This is a genomic window from Planococcus daihaiensis (assembly GCF_049262615.1).
In the GTDB taxonomy this organism is placed as follows: domain Bacteria; phylum Bacillota; class Bacilli; order Bacillales_A; family Planococcaceae; genus Planococcus.
The window spans coordinates 220,167-233,274 of the sequence record NZ_CP175504.1 but is presented as its reverse complement, the minus strand read 5'-3'; the positions used below and the strand labels follow the sequence as shown (position 1 = coordinate 233,274).

Here is a 13,108-nt window from a genome sequence, read left to right as displayed (position 1 = left end):
CGGCCCTGTTGCATTTCTTCGTAACTTGAGTTATTGGCCGAAATATAGTAGGATAAGTTAAGTTGTTTCAAGTAGAAAACGAGGGGTTATTATGTTATTCAGATACAAAAAATCATTCGAGAAAATTGCGATGGGCTTGATGTCGTTCATGCCAAAAGAGCGTGAGCTGAAAAAGTTGCAGCAAACCATGCATATCTATGAAGAAAATCCGGATTGGCAATTATACCTTTGGAAAAAAAATGAGGATTTTGTCGGGTTGCTGGGTGTGGAAGTGGCAGAAGACCGTTTCACCATTCACCACATTTCCGTCAACCCTTCCCACCGCGGCGAAGGAATTGGCCATGCGATGATCGAGAAAATCCAACAGATCATGCAGGACCGTGAAATGCTGTCGACCAAAGAGACTGAAGCTTTCCTTACAAAATGTCCACAAAAAAAAGGCGAACTTTAATTTAAAGGTTCCGCCTTTTTTTTTGTGCCCGCAAATTGATAATGGATGTCCGGTCGCGCAGTCTGTGCTTATGCATCAAAAAATGCGCATCTAGAACTTCTGCCGGATTATCAGCCATGTATTTCTGTACCACTTGAGCCAGTTCGTCAGAAACGACCGGCAAACGGTAAGCCGAGAATTCTCTGCGATCCGTCACAGCTTCAATGGATGCTGACAGTTGCTCCACCAGTAATGTACTGTCAAAACCTTCTGTCCAGACACCTGCATCTGACAGTTTGTCTTTTGCCCGGATAAAAGAGCGCAGTGCGCCAGGAAAGTTACTGCGGCGCCAATGGTACATGCCAACAGCCATCTGGATCCAACCGGCAAGGGGATGCATTTTGTCTTTGGGTGCTACGTTCTTCCAATATTCTTCGCCGACTTCATGGCATTCGAAATAATCTTCGTTGGAATTGAAGTGTATAATGTATTGGATAAAGAGCGGGTGATGGAGTGGGTGCATTTTGATCCCCTTTCTACTATAATATATTGAGTATCTTTAACAGTCAGGTGGTTGAACAGATGTCCTATGAAGTAAAGGTGGAGGCTTTTGAAGGCCCTCTTGATTTATTATTGCATTTAATACACCGTTTGGAAATTGATATTTACGATATACCGGTTTCGCAAATCACTACCCAGTATATGGAGCATATCCGTGCGATGCAAGTTCTTGAGCTGAATGAGGCAAGTGAATACCTTGTTTTTGCAGCAACTTTGCTGGCTATAAAGAGTAAAACCCTGCTGCCTGTCCATCAGGGCGACCTTGAAGATCCCGATTATGAATTTGAAGAACAGGATCCTCGTGATGAGCTCGTTTCAAGGTTGATTGAGTACAGAAAATTCAAGGAAGCGTCTGTTCAGCTCAAGGAACTTGAATTTGGGAGGGCGGCAATCTATACAAAGCCGCCAATGGATCTTTCGGAATACCAAACCCTTGCGCCATTCGAGAATATTGATCTTGAAGTGAATGCTTACGATATGCTCGGCGCGTTTCAAAAAATGCTGCGTCGAAAGAAATTAAAAGCACCGCTGTCGGCTCGAATTGCCAGACAGGAAATTTCGATCAAAGACCAGATGACCTCGATTGTCAGCATTTTAAAAGCTGCCAAAGGGAAAGCGGCCTTCACGGAATTGTTCCAAACTGATGACAGGACCGTTATGGTCGTGTCTTTCCTGTCACTATTGGAACTGATGAAAAGGCAAGTCGTGTCGGTTGATCAGGACAGGAATTTCACTGACCTGATGGTCGAACTTAGAAAGGAATCGTGGGATTATGATGACGCATCTTTCGAGTAAAATAGAAGCTTTGCTTTTTGTGGCGGGTGATGACGGCCTGTCGATGAAACAGCTTGAATTTTTGACTGAAACCGAAGATACGCTCCTTTTGGAAGAAATTGCCGCGATGGCAGCAAGATATGAGCAACTGGAGACGGCAGGGATTATGATCAAGGAACTTGCCGGGGTTTATCAATTGGTCACCAAAAAAGAAGTGGCCGATACCATTCAGCGGCTGGTGGAAAATCCGACAGTCCAATCATTATCCCAAGCTTCGCTTGAAGTTTTGGCTATTATCGCTTATAAACAGCCGATTACCAGAGTGGAAATAGAAGATCTCAGAGGTGTAAAAAGCGAGAAAGCTTTATATACATTGGCCGGCAAAGGGTTAATTCAGGAAACCGGCAGAGCTGAAGGGACCGGACGAGCGATCCTTTATGGAACGACCAGTGAATTCCTGAACTATTTCGGCCTGAAGAATCTCGATGAATTGCCGGTGCTGCCGGAAGAAGCCGGGTCAGACGCGGATGATGACACCGATCTCTTCATGACGAAATTCCAGGACGCATTCAAAGAAGAAGCGAAAGTATAACATAATTTATGTTTCACAAATGGGCTAGCTTCTTATGATCCTTCGGCGATAGGAAAGTGGTTTTAGCTGAGAGAGTCTCTAAGATATGGAGCAAAACAGCGAAGAGTTGAACGAAGCCTGCGAGGGCAACTCTTTGCGACGAAGCAGCGCAGCGATGCAGGAGCACGGGTTTTGAGTTAGCTCGACGCGAGCCCCCCGGAAAGCAAGCTGTTTTGCGGAATATCGGCTATCAATGTTAATTATTTTCAACTTAAAAAGAACATTAAATTAGATGGGGTGAGTTTATGGAACGATTGCAAAAAATGCTGGCACATGCCGGTGTCGCTTCAAGACGCAAAGCAGAACAGATGATCTTGGACGGCAAAGTCCGTGTAAACGGCAAAGTGATAAAAGAATTGGGTACGAAAGTTTCTTCTTCCGATACGATTGAAGTAGAAGGCGTTCAACTAGAAAAAGAACAGAAAGTTTATTATCTTTTATATAAACCGCGCGGTGTGATTTCAGCAGTTTCCGATGATAAAAACAGAAAAGTGGTTACCGACTTTTTTGGAGATGTCGAAAAACGCATTTATCCGGTGGGACGTCTGGATTATGATACGTCCGGTTTGCTGATCATGACAAATGACGGCGAATTTGCGAATATCCTGACGCACCCGAAATATGAAATTGATAAAACTTATGTAGCTCGTCTTAAAGGGATACCAGCAAAAGAAGATCTGCAGAAATTGGAACGAGGCATCAAGCTGGAAGATGGAATGACCGCACCGGCAAAAGTTAAACTCCTTTCTGGCGATAAGAAACAAGGCAAAGGAATCGTGCAAATCACCATTCATGAAGGCAGGAACCGCCAGGTCAGAAGAATGTTCGAAGCAATCGGCTACCCTGTCCAGAAACTGAGTCGCGAACAATTCGGTTTTTTGACGTTGCAAGGCTTGAATGCCGGGGAATCGCGGCAATTGACAGCGCACGAAGTGAAGCTGCTGCGGGTCATGGCTGAAACCGGCAAGAGGCATTAACGTTCACAAACCCTTCAAAACTCCAGGTTTTTAGCCCATTAATCTTTGCTATAATTGGTTCAACAATGACCTCGGAGGAGGAAAAAGCATGTCTGAAGTTAAAAAAGAAACAAAGACGAATAAGAAAAGAAATCGCGCAATCATGCGTTCAGCCATATTAGTCTTGTTGGTGTTTGCAATCGGCTACACTATTTATAATAGTGTCACCGCTGAGGATGTCGAATTTTTGAGAACAGGCGACAAGGCTCCTGACTTTGTCCTGCAGGATATGGAGGGCAACAGCCACAAGCTTTCAGATTATAAAGGCGAAGGCGTTTTCCTGAATTTCTGGGGAACCTGGTGTGAACCATGCGTTGAAGAAATGCCTGCGATGGACAGGCAATATAGTGAATATGAACAACAGGGTGTGCACGTGTTAGCAGTGAATATCGCCCAATCTGATTTCGAAGTGCAGTCATTCGTCGACCGTTTCGGTTTATCGTTCCCGGTAGTAATTGACAAATCAAAATCGGTTATGACGGCATATAATATCAGGCCATTGCCGACTACAATCCTGGTGAATCCGGAAGGTGAAATCGAGCGAATTGTCACCGGTGAAATGTCGGAACAGGATATTAAAGGCTACATGGAAGAAATCAGACCTTAATAAGGAGTTTTTGGGATGGAAAATTTACAATGTAAATGCGGACACATCAATCCGCCGGGTACGATTCTTTGTGAATCATGCGGCCGTTCGCTGACTGAAGAAGAACAGAACAAGCAATTGGTGGACATGCGTTATGAAGGAACGGCCCGCCGGTCTCAGACGTATAATAAATCGATTGTGGATAAAATATGGAATTTCTTTTCCAGCGTAAAAGTAGGGGTCAGCATCATTGTGATTCTGCTGGTTGCCGCCGCTGTGGGAACTATACTTCCACAAGCGCAATATGTGAATGTTCCGGTCAGAAATGATGCCACGATTAAAGCGTATTACGCTGATGTGTACGGAGAAATAGGTAAGATATACCATTTTCTTGGGTTCCACGATCTTTACGGTTCAATCTGGTTTATCATCCTGGTTGGAATGCTTGCCATTTCGCTTATCGTAGCCAGCCTTGACCGATTTGTTCCGCTGCATCGTTCATTAAAAAACCAGCGCGTCCTGCGCCATCAAAGTTTTATGAACAAACAGCGTATTTATGCAAATGGCAGCGCGCCGGCTGATACAATGCAAAAGTCAGAAGAAAAGCTGAAACAGTTGAAATATAATGTTACAGTCGACAAGAATGGCTTGCTGGCAGAAAAAGGCCGTTTTTCACGGTGGGGCCCTTACGTCAATCACATAGGCCTCATCATTTTCCTGTTCGGGGTTATGCTTCGCATGATGCCCGGATTTTATGTGGATGAAACCTTATGGATCAGGGAAGGCGAAACGCGTGCCATACCGGAAGCTCCCGGCTATCATCTTGAAAACAAAAACTTCACTGTGGAATCCTATACCGGTGAGGGTGACGAAGAGCGCTTTGAAGAAGCAATAGAACGAGTGGGTTCTGTAGCGAAAAACTATCAAACAGATATCGTGCTGTATGAGTCGCCTGAAGGAAGCATTCCAGGAGCCAATGATGATATGGAAGTTGTAAAAGAACATGCGATTCGCGTCAATCAGCCTTTGAAATTCGATGGCTATGCGGTCTACCAGATGGATTTCCGTCAGAACGAATTGAGAGCAATGACCTTTGATCTGACAAATAAGGAAACAGAAGATTCACTGGGTACGTTTACGGTGGATCTGGTGAGCCCGGATAAATCATATGATTTAGGTGACGGTGCGAGTGTTGATCTTCTGGGCTATTATCCTGATTTTTCAGGCTTTGATGAGGGTGAACCCCAAACCGCTACACCGGTGCCGAACAATCCCGGTTTCCTTGTAAGAATGTTCACTCCTGAAACTCCGGATGGTGAAGTCAGCTTTATCGTCATTCAGAACACAATTGAACCTTTAGCGGATAATCAGTATAAATTGACATTCCAGTCAGCTGAAACCCGGGATGTATCCGGCTTGACGGTTCGAAAAGACAAAACTTTGCCGATCCTTGGTCTCGGGGGGTTGATCTTTATGATCGGTGTGGCTCAGGGGATGTATTTCAATCATCGCCGCTTCTGGATTCAACAGCAGGAGGATGGATCGGTTATATTAGCCGGTCACACCAATAAGAACTGGTTTGGCTTAAAGAAAGATCTTGACCAGGTTTCCGACTATGCATCACTTCCTCCATATACTGACCAGCAGGAAGAAATCGAGAAACAGGAAAAGCTGAAGAAAGAGCAGAAAATGGAAGGTGATGAATTGTCATGACATGGGCAGATATGAGTTCGAATTTACTGTACGTCGCTTTCATAGCGTACCTGATTGCCTCCATCGTTTTTGGTGGGGCAGTCAAAGGCAATAAGGAAGGATCATTTAAATCTGAAGGCCGCTGGGGCAATATCGCTTTTATCGTCACAGTTATCGGGTTTCTATCCCATCTCGGCTATTTTATCACCCGCTGGATAGCTACGGGCCATGCGCCGCTTAGCAATATGTTTGAATTCACGACAGCTTTCGGCATGACGCTGGTTGGTGGATTTATCATCATTTACCTGCTTTATAAAACACCGGTGCTCGGCATGGTCGTGCTTCCCGTTGCTTTATTGATCATCGCTTTTGCCAGCATGTTCCCGCGCGAGGTCAGTCCGCTGATTCCGGCGCTGCAGACAAACTGGCTGGCGATTCACGTCAGCACAGTAGTTATTGCTGAAGGCGTTCTGGCGATCAGTGCCGGAGCAGGTTTAATTTATCTGCTGAAAGTCGTTGACATGAATAAAAAATCGAAACAGCGTTTTTGGCTGGAGGCGATGATGTATTCATTGGTCATTGTGCTCGGCTTTGTCGCAGTAAACAGCTATTTCACCTTAACGGGTTATGAGGCTGATTTCACTTATATCGATCAGGAAGATACTGAACTGTCAATCACGTATAATATGCCTCCGATTGCCGGTATGAACCAATATACAGCTTTAACCGAAGGGGCAATGACACCGTTATTTGAAACACCTCCTATCGTTCACGCAGGAAAAGTGACGACAATGCTTTGGTCACTGATTGTTGGTACAGTGCTCTACTGGCTCATTCGCTTAATCGCACGGAAACGCATTGCGGCGATCTTCAAACCATTCGTCAAAAATGTCAATTTGCAATTGATGGATGAAATCAATTATCGTGCAGTAATTATCGGCTTCCCGCTATTTACACTCGGTGCGTTGATTTTCGCCATGATTTGGGCGCAAATCGCCTGGTCCCGTTTCTGGGGCTGGGATCCGAAAGAAGTGTGGGCACTTATTACGTGGCTGTTCTATGCCGCTTACCTCCATCTCCGCCTGGGCAGAGGCTGGCAAGGCGAGAAATCAGCATGGCTTGCTGTTATTGGATTTGCCATTATCATGTTCAACCTTGTGGCAGTCAACCTGATTATTGCCGGGCTGCATTCTTACGCGTAATTTGATAATGCATATAATATAAAAAACCAATTTTAGGGTCTGGAAAGCGGGCGGAGAAAAAGCATTACTTTCTCCGCCCGCTTTTTTTCTAAGACTCACCATTTATAATAGAAGAAACCCATTTTTATTTATTTTTGGAAATGTTATCGGTACAATGAAAGAATAGAAGAAAGTTGGAGGGATTAGGATGTCTGAGGAAATTACTATATTGGTGGTTGACGATGAAGAAAGGATCCGAAGATTGTTAAAAATGTATCTTGAGCGGGAAGGCTATCTTGTGGAAGAAGCGGAAAATGGCATACAGGCGCTAGAGATGGCGACTGATAAAGATTACCATTGCATTCTGCTGGATCTGATGATGCCGGAAAAAGACGGCATTGAAGTGGCAACCGAATTGCGTGAAACGAAAATGACACCGATCATCATGCTTACTGCAAAAGGCGAAGAAGGAAATCGGATTGAAGGCTTTGAATCGGGGGCGGATGATTATATCGTGAAACCGTTCAGTCCACGTGAAGTGATATTAAGGGTAAAAGCGATTCTTCGCCGGTCAGCGGCTTATTCTCCATCGGCCAATTCGACTGTTTCCAAAGACCTCGTCGTTTTTCCACATTTGACGATCGATCATGATGCCCACCGGGTGACCGCAGATGGCACAGAAGTAAATCTGACTCCAAAAGAATATGAATTGCTCTATTTCCTTGCCAAAGCACCGGACAAGGTTTTTGACCGGGAACACCTGCTGAAAGAAGTATGGCATTACGATTTCTTTGGTGATTTACGGACTGTTGATACCCACGTGAAACGCCTGCGTGAAAAATTGAACCGGGTTTCGGAGTCGGCGGCAAAAATGATTGTCACCGTTTGGGGAGTAGGTTATAAATTCGAGGTTGGCAATGAATAGAATATGGAATAGTGTAGTCGGGAAGCTGTGGATCACCATATTGCTTCTCGTTTCCTTTGTTCTTTTTATTGTCACTGTGCTGCTGCTGGAATTTATGGGTAATTACCACAGCGAAACAGTCGAAGAGACTTTGAATAAGGAAGCTGCAACAATTGCCCGCATTTTTAATGACCATGACAACCTGGATATATCTATGAGCATCATTGACGATATACTGGGACCCGAGACAAATGCGGTAATTGCAGAAGTCCCTTATGAAAGCAGTTATTATTTGCATGATGGCATGAACGGAGAGGGAATTCGGGAACGGATTCTAAATGAAGAGGATTTTCAAATAGTCTTTGAAAGTGATGAATCGGTAATGAAGCAAATGTTGCTGCCTTCTTTGACGGACGAAGACACGATGGAATCCTACATCGTTTTGGCGAGCCCGTTGCAGACGAGTGAAGAAATGCACGGCACCGTCTTTATTTACCAATCATTGGAAGTTATGGACCGGACAGCGGAAAGAACGACGAATATCGTATTCCTGTCTGCCTTTATCGCCTTATTGCTTACAACGTTTTTTGCATTTTTCTTATCTTCCCGCATCACTTCACCGCTCCGCAACATGCGGGAAGGTGCATTTGAACTGGCGAAAGGGAATTTCGATACCCGGGTGAAATCCACTTCAAAAGATGAAATCGGCCAGCTCGCAACGGCGTTCAACCAGATGGGCGCCCAATTGAAACATCATCTGGAAGTCATCAGCCAGGAGAAGGAACAATTATCAAGCATCCTGACATCGATGGCGGATGCGGTCATAACATTCAATCAGGATAAAACCGTCCTGTTGAGCAATCCACCTGCTGAAAAGCTTCTGGAGTATTGGGTGCTCAAGAAAACCATTCCGGATGACAAGCCCCTGCCGGTCGAACTGTTGCATATGCTTGACCATGTCCTGCATTTTGAGGAAGAGGTCGAAGAAGAGCTTGAAATTGAAGGCGCCTATTACGCCATTTCTTTCAGCCCTTTGTATAGCGGCGAATCAGTGCGCGGTGCTGTCGCCGTGCTTCATAATATGACCGAACAGCATAAACTGGAAAAGCTGCGGGAAGACTTTATCGCCAATGTTTCGCATGAATTGCGTACACCGATAGCGATGCTCCAGGGTTATAGTGAAGCACTTCTTGACGATGTGGGAGCATCCGAAGAAGAACGCCAGGAAATGACGAAAATTATTTACGAGGAATCTCAGCGCATGGGACGCCTTGTTACCGACCTGTTGAATTTGGCAAGGCTCGAGTCCGGCCAGATGAGGCTCTATAAAACAGTCGTTCAATTGAATGGCGTGATTGAGCGGATGACGCTGAAATTTTCCCAGGCGGCGAAAGAAGCTGAAATTGAATTGCTGTTTGAAACCGCAATCGATGATTGGACAGCTGCTGAACTGGATGAAGACCGGATTGAGCAGGTGATGACCAATCTGATCGATAATGCATTGCGCCATACACCTGCAGGCGGTAGAGTGATTGTCAAAGCTGAGAAGCAAGGCACTTTCGCCAAAATTTCGGTCAATGATACCGGCTCTGGCATCCCGCCGGAAGATTTGGCTTTTGTCTTTGAAAGATTCTATAAAGCGGACAAAGCGCGGACGCTCGGCAAGGGCGGAACAGGCCTTGGTCTTGCGATAGCGGGTAATATTGTGAAAGCTCATGACGGCATGATCGACGTTGAAAGTGAGCTGGGGCAAGGGACTTCGTTTTATTTCCTGTTGCCTTTGAAAAAGATGTAACTTTATTCGACATAAAACGACTAATTTTAAGAACGGGGGGAGTATATGAATGACTCCGTTTTCCACAGGCTATATGACCAGTATCATCAGGACGTTTTCCAATTCCTGATTTATCTGGTCAAAAACCGCCATATTGCAGAAGATCTGATGCATGAAGTATATATTCGGGTTTTTCGGGCATATGACCGGTTCGAAGGAAAAAGCACGGAGAAGACCTGGCTTTTTTCCATCGCAAAAAATGTAGCAATCGATCATTTCCGGAAAGCTTCTGTGAGGCAGAAGCATGCCATGGAACATTTTGATTGGGAAACGCAGCAATTGACCTCTTCTGAGCGCTTGCCGGAAGAAATTTCTTTATTGAATGAAGACAAGCTCTCATTATATAAAGCATTGGATACTTGCACAGGCGACCAGAAAATGGTTGTCCTCATGCGTTTTTTCCAGGACCTGTCCATAGCTGAAACAGCCGAGATCCTTGAATGGTCGGAAGGGAAAGTTAAAACGACCCAACACCGCGCCATAAAATCCCTGCGCCAAAAATTAACTGCAAAGGAAGGGGGATTGCAAAATGCCGAATAACAAATGGGATGATGACCACATCGAAAATTTGTTAAGGGATTTCCCCGCTATTAAAGACGAACGTCCGAAAGATGAAGTTTACAAGCGTCTGAAAAATGACCATAAACCGAATAACAAGCCGAAGCGCTGGGTTCCCATGTTGGTGGCAGCGTTGGCCTTTATCACGTTTGGAGTATTGTTGGCTTCAACCTTAGGACAAAACGGCAACGACTCTGCCACGGATATGAGCGGCTCTGAAAGTTCGGGAGAAAGTGCCGACAGCAATTCAGCAGCAGTCGAAAATGACGACCTTGGTGATTCAGCCGAAACCGATTCTTCAGAGGGAGCGGAAGAATCGGGGGAAGGCGAGACATTTACCGCCATGCAAGAAGAAGAGTCTTCAGGCGCTGCTTCAGTGTATGCGGAAGACCTCGCCGGAAATACCTTGTTGACACTTGGCCTGACCGAAAACGCATTGGTTATTCCCGTTTCTTTCCTCATTTCCGATGAACAGCTGCAGGCAGATTTTGGAACGACTGATGTGGACGCTGCTGAACTTTATAATTACTATGCAGCGCAACTGGATGAAGAAGCTTTGGGTTTTAATGATTATCATCCATACAGCGGTACGATCGCAGCAACAGCTGAAGGCATTATTGAACATACGCTGCCGGATGACCACAGCTATGATATGGCGTCAGCCGCAGTGACGGTCTATTTCAATTCGCTGTCGGCCAGTTTCTCCGGTGCAACTGAAATTTCCATTGTCAATGAAGCAGGAGAAGCTGCGGAATTTGACCAGATGGGACCCGTTGGACCAATCAATCCTGAAATCCGGAATATTGCTTACTATTCGTATGCCACACCAAATGGTGACAGCCATTTAACGCCGGGCTACGATATGCCGTATGAAAATGCAGTAGAGGCTTTGGAAGCGATGAAATCATCTCCGAATGATCTCTATTCTTCCCTGATTCCGGCTGAAATGGATTACGCGGTGTCGGAAACGGAAGAGACCGTAACTGTGGCATTTAGCGAAGCAATCGACTTCGGGTCACACGATTATGAGGGTGCCATGCGCATGATTGAAGGGATGGCTCTGGCGGCTGATTCGTTCGGCAAAGAGCTTGTGCTGGACAACACCGCAGCCGAAAGCTGGGACAGATTCGATTTCACCGAACCCTTGCCGGTACCCGCAGGAATCAATTTGATGGAATTAAATAATTAAACTGGCTTAAAGAATTTGCATATATAAGAGTGCTGAGTACAGCTTGTCGTAAAAGTGTCGCCGTCAATTTATGGCATCCATAGCTGCCGCAATAAGCAGAAAGACCACTTGTGAACATCGGCTACGCAGCCGGTGAATGGGATTTCGAGAGATATGGAGCAAAACAGCGAAGACGCCATGGGGACCAAGCGAAGTGCTGAGATCCACTCGGGCGAAGTGAAACGAGACCGAGTTAGCTCAGCGCGAGCCAAGAGTTGGCCGAAGGTAGTTCGGCCGAGTCTTTGCGACGAAGCTAGCGCAGCGATGCAGGAGCACGGGTTTTGGCAAGCGAAGCTGTTTTGCGGAATATCGGTGTTGTTGGCTGATTGCTTCAACTTTACAAATTAGATAAAAGATGCCTTGTAAGCAAAGCTGTTTACAAGGCATCTTTTTTCACTTATTATTATAGTGTAATACAATAAAATATCGATTCATCTTCGGGGCAGGGTGTAATTCCCTACCGGCGGTAATTGAACAATTGTTCATAAGCCCGCGAGCCGTAAAACGCAGGATTTGGTGAGACTCCAAAGCCGACAGTATAGTCTGGATGGGAGAAGGTGGAGGTGCGGATGTGTGTCGTTTACTCTAAACGGAACGCTTATTAAGTGTGCCTTTTCTCCCTTAAGTGATCTTTCGCTTGAGGGGTTTTGTTTGTAAACGCATGTTCCAAGCCTTTCTTCTGGTGAATCACGACAAGGAGAGAGGAATATGAAGAACAAAAAATTACAGTCAATGATTGTAATCGGGATGCTGAGCAGTATTTCATTTATACTGATGCTTTTCAACTTCCCATTGCCGGCATTGCCACCATTTTTGAAAGTGGATTTCAGTGATGTACCGGCAGTAATCGCAGCAGTCACGATGGGGCCGGTTGCCGGCATACTCGTCGCCTTTTTCAAGAACACGTTGGATTGGCTGTTCCAGGGAAGCCCAACCGGTGTGCCTGTAGGCCATCTGGCAAACTTTGCAACGAGCATCCTATTTTTCATGCCGGTGTATTTTATTTACCGCAAACTATCGACTAAAAAAGGAATGGCATTCGGTTTGGCCGCAGGTACCTTGTCAATGGCAATTGGTATGAGTGTGCTCAATTATCTGGTCTTTCTGCCAATGTATACGTACTTCCTGAATATGCCTGCCGAAACGGGCAACGCGTTGTTCGGAACGATTGTATTGGGCATTTTGCCGTTCAATCTGATCAAAGGCATCCTATTGACGTCAGTGGTTCTGCTCATGTTCACCAGTATGCACAGGTGGATTGAACAGCAGCGATTGTTCTATCAGTCTTAACAAATTAATTTCAGCGGCTTTGTGGGCCTAAATGAATAGAGCCAGTGGAACAAGCGATGCTTGTCCCACTGGCTCTTCTTGATTTCCGCAATAAAAAAATGCTCCGAGAAAAATATTCCCGAAGCATTCAAGCCGAACTATTATCAGTCTTCATATTTTAAGGCGTCGCCTTCAAACGGAGCGTCCGCAACTTTGATGGAATCTGTAGGACAGCCTTCGAAAGCATCTTCCATGTCTTCTTCCAACTCGTCTGGAACTTGCGTGTTCCCCATGTTATCATCTAGGATAACAAAAGCGATTCCTTCATCATCATAATCATAAATATCAGGTGCCGCAGCTCCGCAGGCGCCACAGGCGATACAAGTATCTTTATCGACAATGGTATACTTAGCCATAATATTATTCCTCTCCTTTATCTCCGAA

Annotated in this window: 14 protein-coding genes and 1 riboswitch; of the genes, 12 read left to right on the top strand and 2 right to left on the bottom strand. The window is 45.4% G+C overall.

What is annotated here, in order from left to right:
* The first annotated feature begins 91 nt into the window (after positions 1 to 91).
* Positions 92 to 451: a GNAT family N-acetyltransferase gene (locus tag DHX103_RS01170; RefSeq protein ID WP_422123451.1), complete on the top strand. Its 360-nt coding sequence runs from the start codon at positions 92 to 94 to the stop codon at positions 449 to 451.
* A gap of 1 nt (position 452) precedes the next feature.
* Here the strand turns inward: DHX103_RS01170 and DHX103_RS01165 are convergent, their stop codons facing one another.
* Positions 453 to 953: a DUF309 domain-containing protein gene (locus DHX103_RS01165; RefSeq protein WP_422123450.1), complete on the bottom strand. Its 501-nt coding sequence runs from the start codon at positions 951 to 953 to the stop codon at positions 453 to 455.
* Between the two features lie 59 nt (positions 954 to 1,012).
* On the opposite strand from DHX103_RS01165, the gene DHX103_RS01160 reads away from it, so the two are divergent.
* From DHX103_RS01160 to DHX103_RS01110, 11 genes are all read left to right on the top strand, one after another.
* A complete protein-coding gene (locus DHX103_RS01160) occupies positions 1,013 to 1,786 on the top strand; it encodes a segregation/condensation protein A (protein WP_422123449.1) in 774 nt (257 codons plus the stop codon).
* Positions 1,764 to 2,357, top strand: a complete 594-nt coding sequence (gene scpB, locus DHX103_RS01155; protein WP_422123448.1) for an SMC-Scp complex subunit ScpB — start codon at positions 1,764 to 1,766, stop codon at positions 2,355 to 2,357. The genes DHX103_RS01160 and scpB overlap by 23 nt, the downstream gene beginning before the upstream one ends.
* Before the next feature lie 284 nt (positions 2,358 to 2,641).
* A complete protein-coding gene (locus tag DHX103_RS01150) occupies positions 2,642 to 3,373 on the top strand; it encodes a pseudouridine synthase (protein WP_422123447.1) in 732 nt (243 codons plus the stop codon).
* Positions 3,374 to 3,461: 88 nt separating this feature from the next.
* On the top strand, positions 3,462 to 4,019 hold the full coding sequence (resA, locus tag DHX103_RS01145; RefSeq protein WP_422123446.1) for a thiol-disulfide oxidoreductase ResA: 558 nt from the start codon (positions 3,462 to 3,464) through the stop codon (positions 4,017 to 4,019).
* 15 nt (positions 4,020 to 4,034) lie between these two features.
* The gene (locus DHX103_RS01140; protein ID WP_422123445.1) at positions 4,035 to 5,711 is read left to right on the top strand and encodes a cytochrome c biogenesis protein ResB; all 1,677 of its coding nucleotides are present in this window, start codon (positions 4,035 to 4,037) and stop codon (positions 5,709 to 5,711) included.
* Positions 5,708 to 6,892 carry a c-type cytochrome biogenesis protein CcsB gene (ccsB, locus tag DHX103_RS01135; RefSeq protein WP_422123444.1) on the top strand — a complete coding sequence of 395 codons (1,185 nt, stop codon included), beginning with the start codon at positions 5,708 to 5,710 and terminating at the stop codon, positions 6,890 to 6,892. Before DHX103_RS01140 ends, ccsB begins: the two co-directional genes overlap by 4 nt.
* A 187-nt stretch (positions 6,893 to 7,079) precedes the next feature.
* A complete protein-coding gene (locus DHX103_RS01130) occupies positions 7,080 to 7,796 on the top strand; it encodes a response regulator transcription factor (protein WP_422123443.1) in 717 nt (238 codons plus the stop codon).
* Positions 7,789 to 9,570, top strand: coding sequence for an ATP-binding protein (locus DHX103_RS01125; protein WP_422123442.1), 1,782 nt, complete (start codon positions 7,789 to 7,791; stop codon positions 9,568 to 9,570). Before DHX103_RS01130 ends, DHX103_RS01125 begins: the two co-directional genes overlap by 8 nt.
* A gap of 45 nt (positions 9,571 to 9,615) precedes the next feature.
* On the top strand, positions 9,616 to 10,149 hold the full coding sequence (gene sigX, locus DHX103_RS01120; RefSeq protein ID WP_422123441.1) for an RNA polymerase sigma factor SigX: 534 nt from the start codon (positions 9,616 to 9,618) through the stop codon (positions 10,147 to 10,149).
* Entirely contained in the window at positions 10,139 to 11,356 is a 1,218-nt protein-coding gene (locus DHX103_RS01115) for a hypothetical protein (RefSeq protein ID WP_422123440.1), read from the top strand. Before sigX ends, DHX103_RS01115 begins: the two co-directional genes overlap by 11 nt.
* Before the next feature lie 468 nt (positions 11,357 to 11,824).
* A riboswitch (FMN riboswitch) is annotated at positions 11,825 to 11,958 on the top strand.
* 145 nt (positions 11,959 to 12,103) lie between these two features.
* On the top strand, positions 12,104 to 12,685 hold the full coding sequence (locus DHX103_RS01110) for an ECF transporter S component (RefSeq protein WP_422123439.1): 582 nt from the start codon (positions 12,104 to 12,106) through the stop codon (positions 12,683 to 12,685).
* Positions 12,686 to 12,828: 143 nt separating this feature from the next.
* On the opposite strand, the gene DHX103_RS01105 is transcribed toward DHX103_RS01110, so the two are convergent.
* Positions 12,829 to 13,080 (bottom strand): ferredoxin, encoded by a 252-nt coding sequence (locus DHX103_RS01105; protein WP_210016564.1) that lies wholly within the window; start codon positions 13,078 to 13,080, stop codon positions 12,829 to 12,831.
* Positions 13,081 to 13,108 lie beyond the last annotated feature (28 nt).